Raw genomic sequence first — 16270 nt, 5'->3', positions numbered from 1 at the left:
GATGACCACCGAACAACAGGCGGCCTGGCTGGCCGCTATGGCGCAAATGCTGGAAATTGAACTGGATGACGCCCGGCGCGCCGAACTGCTGGCGCGCTTTCGCCATATCGCCACCATGGCGGCGCCGCTCATGGAGTATCCGCTGGACGAACGACTGGACGTAGCGGGAGTGTACCGGCCATGAAACTACAGGATCTGAGCATCAATGAACTGCGCGGCGCGCTGGCCCGGGGGGAACTCAGCGCCCGGGAGATAGCGACCCGCACTCTGCATGACATCGAGCGCCTGAATCCGCGCCTTAATGCCTGGACCGCCGTCACCGCAGAGCGCATGCTCCAGGAAGCGGAGCGTATCGATGCACTGCGCCGCAGCGGACAGCCGCTACCTGCGCTGGCGGGCGTTCCCTGGGCGGCCAAAAATCTGTTCGATGTGGCCGGGCATACCACCCTGGCAGGCGCACGGCTGCTCAGCAAGCGCCCCGCCGCCGCCCGGGACGGCTATGCGGTACGCCAGCTTCACCACGCCGGTGCGCTGCTTTCCGGCATGGTCAATATGGACGCATACGCCTACGGCTTTACCACCGAAAACAGCCACTATGGCGCCACCCGCAATCCCCACGATACCGACCGCGTTGCAGGCGGCTCCTCCGGCGGTTCGGCGGCGGCGGTGGCGGCTGGCACCGTCCACTTTGCGCTGGGCACCGATACCAACGGTTCAATTCGGGTGCCTTCTTCGCTGTGCGGACTCTTCGGGCTGAAGCCCACCTTTGGCCGCCTTTCGCGTTCCGGCTCGCACCCTTTTGCCGCCAGCCTCGACCATATCGGACCGATGGCCCGTCGGGTGGCGGATCTGGCTGCGGTTTATGACGCGTTGCAGGGTCAGGATCCCGACGACGGTTTCCAGGCTGAACGGCCCGTTGAGGCAACCGCTCCACTGCTGCATCGCGGTATGGAAGGGCTACGCTGTGCGGTATTGGGGGGCTTTTTTACCACCTGGTGCGACGATGAAGCCAGAAGCGCGCTACAGAAGGCCGCCCGGGCGCTGGAAGCCCGGGAGGAATTGCAGTTCCCTGAAGCGGAGCTGGCGCGCTCGGCGGCCTTTATTATCACCGCCTCAGAAGGGGGAAACCTTTATCTGCCAGAGCTGAAGCGCCAGCCGGAACTTTTCGAGCCCAACTCACGGGAGCGCCTGCTGGCAGGCGCCATGCTGCCCGCAACCTGGTATCTTCAGGCCCAGCGTTTCCGCCGCCTGGCGCGCCAGAAGTTCCAGGCACTGCTGGCCCAGGCCGACGTACTGATCGCCCCCGCCACGCCTTGCAGCGCCACGCGAATCGGCGAACAGGAGATGATTATTAACGGTCAGCCGCTACCGCCCCGCGCCAGTATGGGAATGCTGACCCAGCCCATCTCTTTCCTGGGGCTACCGGTGGTCACGGCGCCGCTGCGCACCTCCGGCGGATTGCCCATAGGTCTACAACTGATTGCCGCTCCCTTTAATGAGCAGGCCTGTCTGCGCGCCGCCCGGGCGCTGGAGCAGATGGGGATTACCGACGCCCGTCCTGCGGAGATAACATCATGAATATCAATCAACCCAATGTGGTGGACGAAGTCAGTACCGCCTTCTATCGCTATGAGCAGGCGTTGGTCAGCAATGATACCGCCGTGCTGGATGAACTGTTCTGGCACAGCGAACTGACGGTGCGGCTTGGCGCCGGTGAAAACCTGTACGGTATTGAGGCGATCCGCGCCTTCCGCGCCGCCCGTCCCTCGGCCGGTCTGGACCGGCAGTTGCGTAATACGGTCATCACCACCTTCGGCCACGATTATGCCGTGTGCAGCACCGAATTTACCCGCGAGGGAACGGCGCGTATCGGACGCCAGCAGCAGACCTGGGTACGTTTTGACGAGGGCTGGCGCATTGTGGCGGCGCAGGTGAGTTTGATGGGGTGAATAAAAAAATATGCTTACATGGAAACCTTGCGAAGATACCTTGTTCGGCTATTGATCGCGCCCACACTTCTGTAGCTTAAAAACTCAATTTCGTGGGCACGAAGTAGCTTTTAAGCTACATAACCGCAGATGGACGGGATCTGTATGCTGAGTTTTTTAAAAAGCTACGAGACCCTATTGCTAAAGCAAAGATTGCTTCCCGGATTAACCGGATGGCTTCTGAAAATTTTGGGGACCATAAGCCATGTAGAGAAGGTGTCTGGGAGCTTCTAATAGATCAAGGAGCTGGATACCGCGTTTATTACAGCCTGGTAGCAGGGGAAATTGTTTTGTTACTTCTGGCGGGCGACAAACGAACGCAGGATGCCGATATAGATGAGGCTATTGCCTGCCTCAAAGACTATTTAAAGAGGTGATGTATGGCTAAAGAACGTTTATATGATGAGGTCATTGTGGATGCCCTCCGGGAAGATCCGGCCTTTGCTCAGGCTTACCTGCATCAGGCATTCCTTGATATTGACGAAGATGGTGGTCAGGAGGCCTTTTTACTCGCACTGCGTCATGTTGTTGAGGCTCGGGGAGGAATGGCAACGATTGCTCAGAAAGCCGGTGTATCGCGTGAATCGCTGTACCGTACTCTATCTCCGACCGGCAACCCGACGCTGAAAACACTCCGCAGCGTAGTTCACGCAACGGGTTTTCAGTTCTCGGTACTTGCAAGTTGAGTGAAACGCCTGGTGAATCCAGGCGTTCAGGTTGATGATAAGAAAGGAAAAACGTGATTTTTCCTTCCTTACCCCAAATACGGATGCGCCTGACGCCAGTGGTCGGCAATCTGCTGGCGGGTACAGACCCACACCCGGTCGTGCTGGCCGATATAGTCCAGAAAACGCTGCAAGGCCCGAAAACGCCCCGGCCGCCCCAACAGACGGCAGTGCATCCCCACCGACATCATCTTCGGCGCCTGTTCGCCCTCTTCATACAACACGTCAAAGCTGTCCTTCAGGTAGGTATAAAACTGCTCCGCGCAGTTAAAACCCTGGGCGGTGGCGAAGCGCATATCGTTGGCATCCAAAGTGTAGGGCACAATCAGGTGCGGCTTACGCGCGCCATCCCTGCATTCCACCCCGGTCCAGAACGGCAGATCGTCACCGTAGTAGTCGCTGTCGTAGCTAAAACCGCCGTGTTCCACCACCAACTGGCGGGTGTTGGGGCTGTCGCGCCCGGTGTACCAGCCGGTGGGCGCTTTACCGAACAGCTCCGTTAGCAGTTCCACCGCCTGGTTCATATGCTGGCGCTCGGTTTCGATATCCATATCCTGATAATGAAGCCAGCGCCAGCCGTGACTGACCACATCATAGTCGGCCTCTTTAATAGCCGCCACCACCTCCGGGCTACGGGCCAGCGCCATCGCGACACCGAATACCGTTAGCGGTAAGCCGCGTTTGCGAAATTCATGGTGAATACGCCAGAATCCGGCGCGACTGCCGTACTCGTATAAGGATTCCATCGACATATGGCGCTCCGTGTAGCTGGCGGCGCCGATAATATCGGAAAGAAACTGCTCGGAACCGGCATCGCCGTGCAGCACATTATTTTCCGCGCCCTCCTCATAGTTCAGAACAAACTGTACCGCGATGCGCGCATTGTCCGGCCATTCCGCATGGGGCGGATTTCCGGCGTAGCCCTGCATATCGCGCGGGTAGTTATGATGGATAGCGTCTTGATGTGTCATGTCCGTATTACTCCTGATTAAAAAACTGAAACCGACCGCTTAACGGTTTGAGACGTGGCCAGGCCAGATCCCCCTGTTTACTGGTGGAAAGCTCCAGCGCCACCAGCGACTCAACCATTTTTACCGCAGCACTAACGCCATCGATAACAGGCACGCCCAGCTCGCGGGTCAGGTTGCGAGCCAGGTCGGCCATTCCGCCGCAGCCCAGCACAATGGCGCCACAGCCATCCTGCTTCAGGGCGTTTACGCAGCCTTCGTACACTTTGCGCTGCGCCAGACCACTGCCATCTTCCAGCGCCAGCACAGGCAGATCGATGGCATGCAGCCCCGCGCAGTGGTCGCTGAAGCCGTACTGGCGCAGCAGGTGGCGGGCAATCACCAGGGTGCGCGGTAGCGTGGTCACCACCGAGAAACGGGTTGCGACCATGGTCGCCATATGCATCGCCGCCTCGGCAATGCCCACGACCGGTCCGCGGGCCAGCTCCCGGGCCGCCAGCAGCCCCGGATCGCCAAAGCAGGCGATGATGTGCCCCGCCACACCCTGTTCACGACCGGCTTTTACCTGTTCCAGCACGCCAATTGTCGCAATGGCTTCATCGAAATGACCTTCGATAGAGGGCGCTCCTTCTGCCGGGCAGACCGCCAGAATGTCGGTGTCCGGCGCGGCGGCAGCCCTGGCGGCGGCGCCGATGGTTTCGGTCATCGCCTGACTGGTGTTGGGGTTAATCACTTGTATACAACGCATCTCTAAATCTCCCTGGGTCCGGCGGCGAACAGCCGGGTGAAATCAGGCAGTGTCACGCCGCCGCGCTCGAAACAGAGGCTGGCGACGATGGTGTCGAAATGGTGAGTCAGGGCATCGCTCAGGCGCTGGAGGTCACCGCCGCGCAACAGCGCAATCAGGCTTTGGTGGTCATCGCAGCGGCATCCCTGGCGCCAGGGTGCGCCCCACGCGGCAATCACCAGTGAGGAACGCTGGCACAGCCGGGTGACCATGCCGGTCAGCACCTGATTGCCGGAAATAGCCTGAAGCTGAATATGAAATTCGGCGGAAAGGCGAATGGCCGCCGGGCCATCGCCCCTGCCCCGGGCATGCCGTTCCTGTTGCGCCAACTCCCCCAGCGCCGCCAGATGAGGAGGCTGACAGTGGGCGAGAACCTGAGGCAGATTCGCCACTTCAAGCAGAGCCCGGGTACGAAAAATATCCCGCGCTTCTTCCTGCGATGGCATAGCCACCTGTGCACCACGCCTGGGCAACAGCACCACCAGTTGCACAGCCGCGAGTCGTTGCAGCACATTGCGAATACCGGTGCGGCTCACGCCAAAGGCTTCGGCCAGTGCCTCTTCCGGCAGCCGACACCCCGGCACCAGTTGGTGCTCGACAATAGCGCGCAACAGCGCCTGATAAATCGCCTCGTCCCCACTCTGCGGGGCTTTATGCCGAGGGTTCTTCATCCTTCTCCTCCACGCGCTTGTATACAAAAATCGCCAGGCTGGCCCGAATCCTGCAATGACCGTTACAAGTCCGTAACAAACGGTTTTCATTAACAGGAGCAGGTTTCATGCCAGACTATCGGGATGTGCAAAATATTAAGGCTGCTGGATCCAACGCGGGATACAGCCCACGCCTTTACAATGAAGACCTGGCGCCAGATCGCCATCAGCGCTGGAACTGGTACAACATCTTTTCTTTCTGGATGTCGGACGTGCACAGCATGGGTGGGTACGTGGTAGCCGCCAGCTTCTTTGCGCTGGGGCTGGCAAGCTGGCAGGTGCTGCTGTGCCTGCTGGTCGGTATCTGTATCGTGCAACTGTGCGCTAACCTGGTGGCCCGCCCCAGTCAGATGGCGGGCGTTCCCTACGCGGTGGTGTGCCGACAGGCCTTTGGCGTATTCGGCGCCAATATTCCGGCGGTGATCCGCGGGCTTATCGCCTTCGCCTGGTACGGTATTCAGACCTGGCTTGCCGCCAATGCGCTGATGCTGGTGGCCCTGAAGTTCTGGCCTTCACTCACGCCTCTGACTCAGGGCGGCGCGCTGGGCCTTTCGACCCTGGGCTGGATCTGCTTCGCCATTATGTGGGTGTTGCAAGCTATGGTGTTCTGGCATGGGATGAACGCCATCAAGCGCTTTATCGATATCGCCGGACCGGCGGTTTATGTGGTGATGCTGGCGCTGGCGGGCTGGATTGTGTACAAGGCGGGGCCCAACGGCATCTCCTTTACCCTGAGCAGCAAGTCCCTGAGCTCCGGGGAACAGGCCTGGCAGATGGTGAGCGCCACTGCACTGGTGGTTTCTTATTTTTCCGGCCCGCTGCTTAACTTCGGCGATTTTGCCCGCTACGGTAAAAGCATGGGGGAGATCAAACGCGGCAACCTGTGGGGACTCCCCTTTAACTTTCTGCTGTTTTCGGTGGTGACCGTGGTGATTGTTTCCGGCACCCGGTCGCTGTTCGGGCGGATGATTACCGACCCCATCGAAACCGTCAGTAATGTGGGCAACGATATCGCGGTCGCCATTGGTCTGCTGACGATGATCACCGCCACCATCGGTATTAATATTGTGGCGAACTTCGTCTCGCCCGCTTTCGATTTTTCTAACTGCGCCCCCCAGAAGATCAGCTTTCGCACCGGCGGTATGATTGCGGCGGTGGGCTCCGTGCTGCTGACCCCCTGGAACCTGTTCAACTCGCCAGAGCTGATTCACTATACGCTGGATGTGCTGGGCGCCTTTATCGGCCCGCTGTTCGGTATTCTGCTGGTGGATTTCTACCTGGTTAATCGCGGGCGAATTTCGGTAGACGATTTATTCAATGCCACGCCCCAGGGGCGCTACTGGTATCGCAACGGCTTTAACCCCAAAGCCATTGGCGGACTGCTGCCGTCGGTTGCTATCGGAGTTATCATGGTTATCGTCCCCGCCCTGCAACCGCTGGCGAGCTTTAACTGGTTTATCGGCGTGCTGACCGGCGGCCTGGCCTATCGCTGGCTGGCCAGACACGAACTCGCAGGCATCCGCCCGGGCCGTTCACGCCCGGCCATGGTTATCCAGAAGGAGTCCGCATCCCAATGATTGATTACCACCATGCGCTGCGCGGTGCCTTTTTTGACATCACCGCCACCGTCGATAGCCCCGATGATATTGCGCGTCATGCCCGCTATATCGAAGACGGCCTGCTGTTTATCCGTGACGGCCATATTCTGAGCCTCTCCCCCTGGCAGGAGGGAGAGCAGTATCTGAATCCCGCTCAGGGGTATCGTGACCTGCGCGGTAAACTGATTCTGCCCGGCTTTGTGGATGCCCACGTTCACTATCCTCAGACCGAGATGATCGGCGCCTTCGGCGAACAGCTACTGACGTGGCTCACCAATTACACCTTCCCGGTAGAAGCGCAGTTTGGCGACCCGGAATACGCCGCCCAAATCGCTCAATTCTTTATCGACCAGTTGCTGAGTAACGGCACCACCAGCGCGCTGGTGTTCTGTACCCGGCATCCGGAATCGGTGGAAGCGCTGTTCAGCGCCGCCAGTCGTATCGATATGCGTCTGATTGCCGGAAAAGTGATGATGGACCGCAATGCGCCGGACGAACTGACGGAAACGGCGCAGCAGAGCTACCAGCAGAGCCGCGAACTGATTCAACGCTGGCACCACCGCGGCCGCCTGGGATACGCGATAACGCCGCGCTTTGCGCCAACCTCTTCCCCCGCGCTGCTGGAAGCGGCGCGTCAGCTACGCGAAGAGTTTCCCGATACCTGGCTGCATACCCACCTGAGCGAAAATCAGGACGAAATCACCTGGGTTAAGCAGCTATGGCCGGAACATCAACACTATCTGGATGTTTACCACCACTACCAGCTCACCGGAAAACGCAGCGTGTTCGCCCACGGTATTCACCTGGAAGACGAAGAGTGGCAATGCCTGCACCACAGCGGTTCGGCCCTTGCCTTCTGCCCCACTTCGAACCTGTTTTTGGGCAGCGGCCTGTTCCGGCTGGCCCAGTGCTGGCGCAGCCGGGTGCCGATGGGGATCGGCAGCGACGTGGGGGCTGGCACCACCTTTAATATGCTTCGTACTCTGGGCGAGGCCTATAAAGTCGCCCAGCTCCAGAGCTACCGGTTGCCTGCCTGCGAGGCGTTTTATCACGCAACCCTGGGCGGTGCACGGGCGCTGTGCCTGGAGGATAATATCGGCAACTTCCTGCCCGGCAAAGAGGCCGACCTGGTGGTTATCGATCCCCAGGTCACACCCCTGCAACGCCTGCGAATCAGCCACTGCAAGGATATTTATGAAACCCTGTTTGCGCTGATGACATTGGGAGACGATCGCAATATTGTGCAAACCTGGGTGAATGGCGAGTGCGCGTGGCGCAATGAAACGCACACATAGCGATACAACCGAACAGCCTGTATTGCCATCAGTGACACCATTGGGCACTATTTGCTTCGGCTTATTTTGCCCCAGACACTCAAGGAATGAATGATATATAAGTATTTCAATCCGAATGTCGAAACCCTGTTATCCGCTATTCGTTCCGAAACGGTTCAACATCCTGAATGGGTGAAAACGGATGATGATTTTGTGGTCTGGATTGGGTCATTACGCAAGGAGTCCTGATGCCTGTTCATTCTTGATGAATATGCCGCGCAGGAGAAGGTTCCGTTCACCCTAAGGTGATTTTGCTTATGTAAACAGCGGAGCCGGTGGGGTTTTATTCCGGCTTAAAAAACGCCGGAGCGTTCACGCAGGGCCGGAGGAGCGACAGGGATGTCACTCCAGGGCGGGGCCGCCAGGGATGGCGGCTCTCGCCCGGTCCGAAAAGCCCGGAGTGATAAGCGAAGGGGACCCGAAGGGCGTTTTTTACTGCCGGAAAGCCCGGGTTGCCAGGGAGCGGCGACTGAGCCACCCAGGCCCGTTCACCGGCTGTGAATCAGCAGAGAAGCAGTGACTCAAAGTGAACGGAACAGCCCACCGTTTCATCATATTCTGCCGCTCTTTGTTTTCAAAAGCGTCACGCTTATCCGTGATGAACCCTGACAACACCCTGGCCTGACAGCCAGATGCTCAACTCCCCCGGTAGGTAGACCATCCCCCGGGCGCGATAGTAAAGGGCAGATGGTAATGTTCATCGCCCTCGCCGAGCACAAAGTCGATACAGGCGCAGGGATAGAGGCTTTGCAAATCCCGGGCAGCAAACCAGTCGCCCAGTTCGGCAATCAGTTGATAGCGCCCGGCGAGCAGCGGTTGATCGCTAAAAGCGGCGATGCGTCCGTTATCGTTGGTAGTGGCCCGGCCCAGTTCCTGATAAGCCTCCCCTTCCAGGCGCAGCAGCCGAACCACCACGCCCGCCGCCGGTTTACCGCGGCTGATATCCAGAATATGGGAACTCAGACTACTCATTCGCTTATGACTCCTTCCAGTCTTAAGAGCGTAATTTCAACCAGTTGCGCCAGGGTTTCCCGCAGTTCCTCAGCATCGCCGTTATTCAACCGGCGCTCCAGCGCCGCCAGTATCTCTTCGCCGCTGCGCCCCTTAGCGCGGATCAGAAAGACCCGGCCAAAGCGCGCCTCATAGCGCGCATTGCCTTCCTTTAGCGCCTGAGTCAGTCGGGCGTCGTTATCGTCGACCGCCGACTGTTCACGGCGGGAAAATTCAGCGTGTCCCCCGGTCGTCTGTGGCTTTTCGCCAATGCGCGGATGGGCGCTCAGCGCCTGAGCAAGTTCAGCCTCGCCCCAGCCAGCCGCCAGGGTCCGGGCTTTATCCAGCAGCGCCCCGCGGCTGGCGTAAGGCCGCTCTGCCACCAGTTGTTCCACCCAGTGGGGGATAGCCACACAGGGGGCAAGCAGTGCCCGGGCCTGTTCGGCGGAAAGTTGATTAAACGGAATCAGGGCTGTCATGACCACTCCTTGCGGTTAGCGCCGGGCTGGCCTTTTCGCCCGGCATAATCAGATTCAGAACAATGGCGGTTAAACCGCCGCTGGCCGCCGCCGAGCCCATCAGCGTCGCCACAATATCCGGAAAGTGAACCAGCGCTCCCGGGACCGCTTCGCTGCCCAGGCCAATACCGAACGACAGCCCAACGATCAGCATATCGCGCTGGGTTAACGGATTCTGGGTGATGATACGGATACCGGCGGCCACCACGCAGCCGAACATCACCATGGTCGCGCCCCCCAGCACCGGCGCCGGGATCTGGCGCAGCAGTTCGCCAAACGGCGGGAACAGTCCCAGCACAATCAGGATCCCCGCCATATAGCGCCCCACGTAGCGGCTGGCGACGCCAGTCATCTGAATCACGCCGTTATTCTGGGCGAAGGTAGTATTAGGGAAGGCGCACAGCGCGGCGGCTACCATGCAGCTCAGTCCATCCGCCAGAATGCCCCCTTTCAGGCGCGAACGAAACGCCGCGTTATCGATAGGCTGTTGGGAGATAAGGCTGTTGGCGGTGAGATCCCCGACCGCTTCCAGCACGCAAACCAGCGAAACCAGCGCGATGGGCAGAAAGATAGCCCAGTTAAACTGGAAACCGAACGGAAACAGCGCCGGTAACCGGAACCAGCTATCGCCAGGCATTGTCGGATGAAAGTTGCCGGTCAGCGCCGCCGCAATGCAGCCCACCACAATACCGATAACGATAGAGGCCAGCCGCAGCCAGCGATTGGGCGAACAGCTCAGCAGAACGATCACCCCCAGAGTACCGGCCCCCAACGCAATATTGGTCGGGCTGCCGAAGTCCCCGGCGCCCTTACCGCCGCTCCAGTTCATAACGCTGACTTTAATCAGGCTAATGCCGATCAGGGCGATCACGGTGCCAGTGATTAACGGCGTAAAGATCCGCTTCAGCGGCTCGATAAAGCGGCTGATCAGTACCGGCACCAGCGCTGCAACGAAGTTCACCCCGAACAGCATCGCCATAATATCCTCAGGACCGCCGCCCTGCCCTTTAACCCACAGGCCGCCGGAGATAGCGACGCCAACAAACGCAAAGCTGGTGCCCTGCATGCAGATCATTCCGGCGCCGATACCGCGAATGCGATTGGCCTGGAGCAGAGTACCGATACCAGACGCCAGCAGCGACATGCTGATCAGATACGGCATCCAGGGGCCAAGCCCCAGCGCCGCGCCAATAATCAGCGGCGGCGTAACAATGCTAATAAGCCCGGCCAGCACGTGTTGCAGGGCGCTAAAGAAGCCGGGCAGCGGCGCAATACGTTGTTCAAGACCGTAAAGCAGCGGGTTGTTGTTTGCGTCTGACATGGTCAATCCGTCCCCTTAAAAGAAGTTACCCGGGTGTTGCACAAACCACGCCAGGTTATCTTCCCCAATGGCACACCACGCCGTCATGTGTTTTTATTCTTTTAATATCAATATGTTAAATTGTCGCATTTTTCGATTTCGGGGATTACTCCCCCTGGCGCCACAATGAAACTTTAGATTCTTGAAATAGACAAGTGAGATCAAATGTTCCAAAAAAAGGCGTAAGCAACGCCTGATTGCATCAATATAGTGCACCAGAATGCATCATTGTCGACTTAGACGCCGGATAGCGCGCCATGCCAGCCTGGTACGCAAATTGCTGAGGTCTGTTACGCAAACACATCCGGAGAGCATCATGAAAGCACTGATTATTGGCGCAGGCATTGGCGGCCTGAGCACGGCAGCAGCCCTGAAACAGGTCGGTATCGACTGCGAGGTTTTTGAAGCCGTGGAAGAAATTAAACCGGTGGGTGCTGCCATCTCTATCTGGCCCAACGGCGTAAAATGCCTGAGCCGCCTGGGAATGGGCGATATCCCCCGGGATTTCGGCGGCCAGATGCGCTATATGGCGTACCAGGACTATCAGCGCGGTGAAACGATGACGCGCTTTAGCCTGGCGCCGCTGGTCGAACGGGTAGGCGAGCGCCCCTGCCCGGTCGCCAGAGCCTGTCTGCAACAGCAGATGCTGGAACACTGGGGTCACGATGCCGTGCAGTTCGGCAAGCGAGTGGAGCGGGTTGAACAGCATGAAGATGGCGTTACCGCCTGGTTTGCCGACGGCAGCCAGGCCAGCGGCGACTTTCTGATTGCCGCCGACGGCAGCCGCTCGGTTATCCGCCCCGCTGTGCTGGGCTATTCCCCGGAGCGGCGCTACGCCGGTTACGTCAACTGGAATGGCCTGGTGGCTATCGATGAATCCATCGCCCCGGCAGACCAGTGGACCACCTGGGTAGGAGAAGGCAAGCGCGTCTCGCTGATGCCGGTTGCCGACGGACGTTTCTATTTCTTCTTCGACGTACCGCTGCCCGCGGGGCTGGAGCAGGATCGTACCAGCGCCCGGGCCGATCTGACCCGCTACTTCGCCGGCTGGGCCCCTCAGGTGCAGCACCTGATCGCCGCCATCGATACTCAAACCATTAACCGCATTGAGATCCACGACGTGGAGCCTTTTGGGAGGCTGGTTAACGGCCGGATAGCCCTGCTGGGCGACGCCGCCCACAACACCACGCCGGATATCGGCCAGGGCGGCTGCGCCGCCATGGAGGATGCCGTGGTGCTGGGCAACGCGTTCAGCGCGCAGAACACCATTGAGGCGACGCTGCGTGACTACGAAGCGCAACGTTGCGATCGGGTGCGGGATCTGGTGCTTAAAGCGCGTAAACGCTGCGATATCACCCACGGAAAGGATATGGCGCTGACCCAGGCCTGGTACGAAGAGCTGCGTCAGGAGTCCGGCGAACGCATCATCGCCGGGCTGTGTGACACCATTCAGGGCGGCCCGCTGGGTTAAGGCGCCAGTCCCTCGATGACTTCAGACATCCGCTGAATCACCACCCGCGCCGGTCGGGAAAGCTGGCGCGCCGGTGCAATACATAACGCCAGGGTCAGCGGTCGCAGCCGCTGACCCCTGAGCGGCACGAACGCCAGTTGACCCGCTTTCACCTCTTCCAGCACATCAAGCAGGCTAAGAATACAGACGCCGCTTCCCTGGCGAATCAGCGATTTAATCATCCGGATATCGTTGCAGGTAATGGCATTGCCCGGTGCGAAATCGTGATGGCGATAGAGCATCGCTACCCGCTCATGGACGATAAGCGGCGCCCCCGGCAGGATATGGCGCTCGCCGGAAAGTTCGCCCAACGCCAAGTTTTCGGCCCCGGCCAGCGGACAGTCCACCGGCATAATCACCCCCATCTCCAGTTCAGCGAAGGCGATAACATCGAGCCCCGCCTGCCCTTCCGGATCCAGAATCAGACCGAAATCGAGTTCCGCGCCGCGAATACGCTGGCTGAGGCTGCGACTGTCCGCCACGCTGAGTTCCAGCTCCAGCCAGGGGTAGTCATCGACGATCGCGGAAAAGGCGCCAGCAACGGCCCCTTCTGACAGCGCCTGCACCATGCCCGCGCTGACCGTTCCCCGTTTCAGCCCCTGGAGTTCATCAAATTTCTGGCGGCTCAGGCGAAATTCGCGCTGCCAGCGCAAAATATCGCTGTACAGCAGCTCCCCCGCCGTGGTCATCCGTAGCCCTTCCGGCAGGCGTTCGAACAGCGGAATGCCGAAGGCCTCTTCGGCCTGCAAAATCTGGCGGTTAATGGCCGAAGCGGAAATATGCAGCTTTTCCGCGGCCCGCCGCAGGCTGCCGCAGCGGGCCACCTCGGCAAAATAGAGCGCGAAACGTGAAAATGGACTCATGGTTCCCCTGTCGACTTTTTTGCAACAGATTACTGAATTAATGGTGATGGATGTGAACACCATAGCCTGACAACAATAGGGTCACAACCTACTTTCACCTGCCACAGGGGAGCCGCCAATGAAAGCCCATCGACCCACACCGCCCGCCCATTGCAGTTTCGATCCTGAAGACTGGCTGCGGCTGGCCCGCTGCTGGCATCCGGTCGCCAGAGCCTGCGATGTCGACAACAAACCGCATAAGGCGGTACTGCTGGACGAACCGCTGGTGCTGTATCGCATTAACGGTCAGGCAGTGGTGGCCCGGGATGTCTGCCCCCATCGCGGCGTGCCGCTGACCCTGGGATTTCACGATGAGGCAGGTATTATCTGCCCCTACCACGGGCTGCGCTTTGGCGAAGACGGGCGCTGTAACCGTATCCCCGCCAGCCCCGACCAGCCGATTCCCGCCAAACTAAACCTGATGACCTTTCCGGTGGAAGAGCGTTACGGGTTAGTCTGGACCTGTCTGGCGCCGGACACCGATAATCCGGCGCCGCTACCGACCATGCCGCGCTGGCACGACGCCGCCTTCCAGCAAATCAACTGTCCCCCCTTCGACGTCAACGGCTTTGCCGGTCGTCAGGTGGAAGGCTTTCTGGATGTGGCCCATTTCGCCTGGGTGCACAGCGCCACCTTCGCCGATCCCGACAATTCACAGGTGCCGGACTACAGCCCACAGGAGACCGATTACGGTTTCACCGCCGACTACTGGAGCACGGTCAGCAACTACCCGAGCGGCGCAGAAGACAGGGCGCCGCCGGACTTCCGCTGGCTGCGCCGTTTTGAGATGCATCTGCCGTTTACCGCTACGCTGACCGTGCATTTTCCGGGGGAAGACAGGCTGGTGATTATGAATGCCGCCTCTCCGGTATCGGCCCGTAAAACCCGGATGTTTGCCCCCATTGCCCGCAACTTCGATCTGCATATTCCCGTCGGGGAGGTGCACGCCTTCAATCTGCGGGTCTTTGAAGAGGACCGGCTAATGGTAGAGACCCAGCGCCCGGAAAAGCTGCCGCTGGATCTGACGCTGGAGGCGCATATCCCGGCGGATCGCAGTTCTATCGCCTACCGCCGCGGCCTGAAGAAAATGGGCTTCGGCGAATTTTTTCTGGTGTAACGGAGGAGGCCGCTATGCGTAACACCCTTGAAGTGATGGTGGAGGGAATCTGGCGTCAGGGAGAAGGCAATCTGGCCGTCAGGCTGACGGCGCCGGACGGCGCGGCGCTGCCGGGATGGTCGCCGGGAGCCCATATCGATGTGCATCTGCCAGGCGGGCTGGTGCGCCAGTATTCGCTGACCGGCAACCCGGCCAGCCGCCGTGGTTATCTGATCTGCGTGGCCCGGGATCCCGATTCACGCGGCGGCTCGCGCTATATTCATGAGTCGTTACGCCCCGGCCAGCGCCTGACGATCTCCACACCGCGCAACCTGTTCCCGCTGGAGAAAGCCGACAGAGTGGTACTGATGGCGGCGGGAATCGGCATTACGCCGCTTTACGCCATGGCCAGGCGGCTGGAGGATGCCGGGGTGCCCTTTACCCTGCACTATTATGTCCGCCACCCGGAACAGGCCGCCTTTCGCTATCAACTCGGCCACCCTTTCCGGTTTGGCGACTGTACGATTTATCACAGCAGCGCCGGGGAAAGCCCGCGCCACGCTCTGCCCGAGGCACTCACGCGCCCGGCCACCGGCACCCGACTTTATCTGTGCGGCCCCGACGGCTTTATGGACCACGTGCGCCAGTCCGCGCTGACGCGGGGCTGGTCGCCGGAAAATATTCACAGCGAGGCGTTTCAGCCCCCGGCGCCATCGGCCCCGGCCTCATCAGACAACGCTTTTACCGTGACCCTGGCATCCACTGGCCAACGCTGGCCGGTGGCGGCGGACCAAACCATCGCCCGGGTGCTGTTGGATAACGGCATCGACGTGCCGCTCTCCTGCGAGATGGGGATCTGCGGCGCCTGCCTGACGCCGGTAACGGAAGGAACGGTGGATCATCGGGATAGCGTACAGTCGGCGGCGGAAAAATCGGGGCCGCGCCAGCAGGTCGCCCTGTGCTGCTCCCGTAGCCTGACGGAAAACCTGACTATCAGTCTTGCGCCCTGAACCAATCGGCATCCCGAATCACCCGCTCCGGCGCCTGCAAAATCAGCAGAGTTTCTCTGTTTAGCAGGCGCTTCGCGCCGTCATCGCCGCTCAGGGCCATCAGCGCCTGGCGGTAGTCGGCCGTGAAGCCCACCGGATGCCCGGGCTTATTGGCACACGCCAGCCGAACCTGATGGTGCCCCTGATTCAGAGCCTGGCTCACCCGCAGATAGTCCTGCGCCGTCACCCAGCCCATATCCCCGGGGACTATCAGCCAGCCGTCCATGTCAGGCATCGCCTTCACTCCGGCGGCGATGGATTCGCCGCTCCCCCGGCTTGCCAGCAGCGTGGTTTGCGCCCCAGCGCGCTGTACCAGAGCCTGAATTTCAGCGTTTTCCGGGCGGCATACCACCCTCACCGGCATGGCCGTTTCGCAGGCGTTAGCCAGGGTTAGCGCCAGCAGCGGCTGCGGGTTGCCTGCCGCGTCGGGATAATGCGCCAGCAGCTTTTCGCCGCTGCCACCGCTTTGCCGGTAACGGCGGCCAGTGCCCGCTGCCAGGATGATAATGCCGTAGGTCATTGCAAGGTTCTTCCTTTTTTGTCTTGCCATTAAAGCCGCTTTTACCTGGGGTAAAGGTAACATTAAGTGGCCGGGTACATCGTTATCCTGCCCTGCTCGATGGTCACCTTCGCCAGACAGACGCTTTCAAATTCGGCTTCAGCCAGCCAGTGGCCTTTCAGATGCAGGCTGGGGCTGTGGTGCTGTATTCATGAGAAATATGCCGCGCTGGCGAA

19 protein-coding genes are annotated in these 16270 nt (G+C 59.9%); 10 read left to right on the top strand and 9 right to left on the bottom strand.

Annotated elements, in window-relative coordinates; translation table 11 throughout:
- Nucleotide 1 precedes the first annotated feature (1 nt).
- From hpxX to FEM41_RS12025, 5 genes are all read left to right on the top strand, one after another.
- Nucleotides 2–184, top strand: coding sequence for an oxalurate catabolism protein HpxX (hpxX, locus tag FEM41_RS12045; protein WP_138096204.1), 183 nt, complete (start codon nucleotides 2–4; stop codon nucleotides 182–184).
- Entirely contained in the window at nucleotides 181–1578 is a 1398-nt protein-coding gene (locus FEM41_RS12040) for an AtzE family amidohydrolase (RefSeq protein WP_138096203.1), read from the top strand. Before hpxX ends, FEM41_RS12040 begins: the two co-directional genes overlap by 4 nt.
- A complete protein-coding gene (hpxZ, locus tag FEM41_RS12035; protein ID WP_138096202.1) occupies nucleotides 1575–1949 on the top strand; it encodes an oxalurate catabolism protein HpxZ in 375 nt (124 codons plus the stop codon). The genes FEM41_RS12040 and hpxZ overlap by 4 nt, the downstream gene beginning before the upstream one ends.
- Before the next feature lie 119 nt (nucleotides 1950–2068).
- Nucleotides 2069–2365, top strand: coding sequence for a type II toxin-antitoxin system RelE/ParE family toxin (locus FEM41_RS12030; protein WP_138096201.1), 297 nt, complete (start codon nucleotides 2069–2071; stop codon nucleotides 2363–2365).
- A gap of 3 nt (nucleotides 2366–2368) precedes the next feature.
- Complete coding sequence (locus FEM41_RS12025; RefSeq protein WP_138096200.1) at nucleotides 2369–2674, top strand: addiction module antidote protein; 306 nt, start codon at nucleotides 2369–2371, stop codon at nucleotides 2672–2674.
- A gap of 68 nt (nucleotides 2675–2742) precedes the next feature.
- On the opposite strand, the gene puuE is transcribed toward FEM41_RS12025, so the two are convergent.
- The 3 genes from puuE to FEM41_RS12010 are packed head-to-tail and all read right to left on the bottom strand — an operon-like array spanning nucleotide 2743 to nucleotide 5139.
- Nucleotides 2743–3684, bottom strand: a complete 942-nt coding sequence (gene puuE / locus FEM41_RS12020; RefSeq protein WP_138096199.1) for an allantoinase PuuE — start codon at nucleotides 3682–3684, stop codon at nucleotides 2743–2745.
- 7 nt (nucleotides 3685–3691) lie between these two features.
- Nucleotides 3692–4429: an allantoin racemase gene (hpxA, locus tag FEM41_RS12015; protein ID WP_138096198.1), complete on the bottom strand. Its 738-nt coding sequence runs from the start codon at nucleotides 4427–4429 to the stop codon at nucleotides 3692–3694.
- 2 nt (nucleotides 4430–4431) lie between these two features.
- Entirely contained in the window at nucleotides 4432–5139 is a 708-nt protein-coding gene (locus FEM41_RS12010) for a GntR family transcriptional regulator (RefSeq protein WP_138096197.1), read from the bottom strand.
- A gap of 107 nt (nucleotides 5140–5246) precedes the next feature.
- On the opposite strand from FEM41_RS12010, the gene FEM41_RS12005 reads away from it, so the two are divergent.
- Nucleotides 5247–6755, top strand: coding sequence for an NCS1 family nucleobase:cation symporter-1 (locus FEM41_RS12005; protein WP_138096196.1), 1509 nt, complete (start codon nucleotides 5247–5249; stop codon nucleotides 6753–6755).
- On the top strand, nucleotides 6752–8071 hold the full coding sequence (gene guaD / locus FEM41_RS12000; RefSeq protein ID WP_138096195.1) for a guanine deaminase: 1320 nt from the start codon (nucleotides 6752–6754) through the stop codon (nucleotides 8069–8071). Before FEM41_RS12005 ends, guaD begins: the two co-directional genes overlap by 4 nt.
- A gap of 675 nt (nucleotides 8072–8746) precedes the next feature.
- Here guaD and uraH read toward each other — a convergent pair.
- Genes uraH through FEM41_RS11985 form a run of 3 tightly spaced genes read right to left on the bottom strand, consistent with a single transcriptional unit; the run spans nucleotide 8747 to nucleotide 10939 of the window.
- Nucleotides 8747–9082: a hydroxyisourate hydrolase gene (uraH, locus tag FEM41_RS11995; protein ID WP_138096194.1), complete on the bottom strand. Its 336-nt coding sequence runs from the start codon at nucleotides 9080–9082 to the stop codon at nucleotides 8747–8749.
- Nucleotides 9079–9579, bottom strand: coding sequence for a 2-oxo-4-hydroxy-4-carboxy-5-ureidoimidazoline decarboxylase (uraD, locus tag FEM41_RS11990; RefSeq protein ID WP_138096193.1), 501 nt, complete (start codon nucleotides 9577–9579; stop codon nucleotides 9079–9081). The genes uraH and uraD overlap by 4 nt, the downstream gene beginning before the upstream one ends.
- Nucleotides 9557–10939: a nucleobase:cation symporter-2 family protein gene (locus FEM41_RS11985; RefSeq protein WP_138096192.1), complete on the bottom strand. Its 1383-nt coding sequence runs from the start codon at nucleotides 10937–10939 to the stop codon at nucleotides 9557–9559. Before FEM41_RS11985 ends, uraD begins: the two co-directional genes overlap by 23 nt.
- Before the next feature lie 355 nt (nucleotides 10940–11294).
- Between FEM41_RS11985 and hpxO the strand changes: the two genes are divergently transcribed.
- On the top strand, nucleotides 11295–12449 hold the full coding sequence (gene hpxO, locus FEM41_RS11980; protein ID WP_138096191.1) for an FAD-dependent urate hydroxylase HpxO: 1155 nt from the start codon (nucleotides 11295–11297) through the stop codon (nucleotides 12447–12449).
- Here hpxO and FEM41_RS11975 read toward each other — a convergent pair.
- Nucleotides 12446–13351 carry a LysR family transcriptional regulator gene (locus tag FEM41_RS11975; protein WP_138096190.1) on the bottom strand — a complete coding sequence of 302 codons (906 nt, stop codon included), beginning with the start codon at nucleotides 13349–13351 and terminating at the stop codon, nucleotides 12446–12448. The genes hpxO and FEM41_RS11975 overlap by 4 nt on opposite strands.
- A gap of 118 nt (nucleotides 13352–13469) precedes the next feature.
- On the opposite strand from FEM41_RS11975, the gene hpxD reads away from it, so the two are divergent.
- Nucleotides 13470–14507 carry a molybdenum cofactor-independent xanthine hydroxylase subunit HpxD gene (gene hpxD / locus FEM41_RS11970; RefSeq protein ID WP_138096189.1) on the top strand — a complete coding sequence of 346 codons (1038 nt, stop codon included), beginning with the start codon at nucleotides 13470–13472 and terminating at the stop codon, nucleotides 14505–14507.
- 14 nt (nucleotides 14508–14521) lie between these two features.
- The gene (locus FEM41_RS11965) at nucleotides 14522–15496 is read left to right on the top strand and encodes a PDR/VanB family oxidoreductase (protein ID WP_138096188.1); all 975 of its coding nucleotides are present in this window, start codon (nucleotides 14522–14524) and stop codon (nucleotides 15494–15496) included.
- On the opposite strand, the gene FEM41_RS11960 is transcribed toward FEM41_RS11965, so the two are convergent.
- Both FEM41_RS11960 and FEM41_RS25170 read right to left on the bottom strand, forming a co-directional pair.
- Entirely contained in the window at nucleotides 15480–16055 is a 576-nt protein-coding gene (locus FEM41_RS11960; RefSeq protein ID WP_138096187.1) for a nucleotidyltransferase family protein, read from the bottom strand. The two genes, FEM41_RS11965 and FEM41_RS11960, sit on opposite strands and share 17 nt — an antisense overlap.
- 62 nt (nucleotides 16056–16117) lie before the next feature.
- A complete protein-coding gene (locus FEM41_RS25170; RefSeq protein WP_421805437.1) occupies nucleotides 16118–16201 on the bottom strand; it encodes a hypothetical protein in 84 nt (27 codons plus the stop codon).
- Nucleotides 16202–16270: the final 69 nt, after the last annotated feature.

The sequence above is a fragment of the Jejubacter calystegiae genome (genome assembly GCF_005671395.1).
GTDB lineage: Bacteria > Pseudomonadota > Gammaproteobacteria > Enterobacterales > Enterobacteriaceae > Jejubacter > Jejubacter calystegiae.
The sequence above is the reverse complement of the archived record's forward strand: the minus strand, read 5'-3'. Positions and strand labels throughout refer to the sequence as shown.

Excerpts from the sequence above, each read along its gene's own strand:
- hpxX (WP_138096204.1), top strand. The coding sequence starts at position 2 with ATGACCACCGAACAACAGGCGGCCTGGCTGGCCGCTATGGCGCAAATG.
- FEM41_RS12040 (WP_138096203.1), top strand. The coding sequence starts at position 181 with ATGAAACTACAGGATCTGAGCATCAATGAACTGCGCGGCGCGCTGGCC.
- hpxZ (WP_138096202.1), top strand. The coding sequence starts at position 1,575 with ATGAATATCAATCAACCCAATGTGGTGGACGAAGTCAGTACCGCCTTC.
- FEM41_RS12025 (WP_138096200.1), top strand. The coding sequence starts at position 2,369 with ATGGCTAAAGAACGTTTATATGATGAGGTCATTGTGGATGCCCTCCGG.
- puuE (WP_138096199.1), bottom strand. The coding sequence starts at position 3,684 with ATGACACATCAAGACGCTATCCATCATAACTACCCGCGCGATATGCAG.
- hpxA (WP_138096198.1), bottom strand. The coding sequence starts at position 4,429 with ATGCGTTGTATACAAGTGATTAACCCCAACACCAGTCAGGCGATGACC.
- FEM41_RS12010 (WP_138096197.1), bottom strand. The coding sequence starts at position 5,139 with ATGAAGAACCCTCGGCATAAAGCCCCGCAGAGTGGGGACGAGGCGATT.
- FEM41_RS12005 (WP_138096196.1), top strand. The coding sequence starts at position 5,247 with ATGCCAGACTATCGGGATGTGCAAAATATTAAGGCTGCTGGATCCAAC.
- guaD (WP_138096195.1), top strand. The coding sequence starts at position 6,752 with ATGATTGATTACCACCATGCGCTGCGCGGTGCCTTTTTTGACATCACC.
- uraH (WP_138096194.1), bottom strand. The coding sequence starts at position 9,082 with ATGAGTAGTCTGAGTTCCCATATTCTGGATATCAGCCGCGGTAAACCG.
- uraD (WP_138096193.1), bottom strand. The coding sequence starts at position 9,579 with ATGACAGCCCTGATTCCGTTTAATCAACTTTCCGCCGAACAGGCCCGG.
- FEM41_RS11985 (WP_138096192.1), bottom strand. The coding sequence starts at position 10,939 with ATGTCAGACGCAAACAACAACCCGCTGCTTTACGGTCTTGAACAACGT.
- hpxO (WP_138096191.1), top strand. The coding sequence starts at position 11,295 with ATGAAAGCACTGATTATTGGCGCAGGCATTGGCGGCCTGAGCACGGCA.
- FEM41_RS11975 (WP_138096190.1), bottom strand. The coding sequence starts at position 13,351 with ATGAGTCCATTTTCACGTTTCGCGCTCTATTTTGCCGAGGTGGCCCGC.
- hpxD (WP_138096189.1), top strand. The coding sequence starts at position 13,470 with ATGAAAGCCCATCGACCCACACCGCCCGCCCATTGCAGTTTCGATCCT.
- FEM41_RS11965 (WP_138096188.1), top strand. The coding sequence starts at position 14,522 with ATGCGTAACACCCTTGAAGTGATGGTGGAGGGAATCTGGCGTCAGGGA.
- FEM41_RS11960 (WP_138096187.1), bottom strand. The coding sequence starts at position 16,055 with ATGACCTACGGCATTATCATCCTGGCAGCGGGCACTGGCCGCCGTTAC.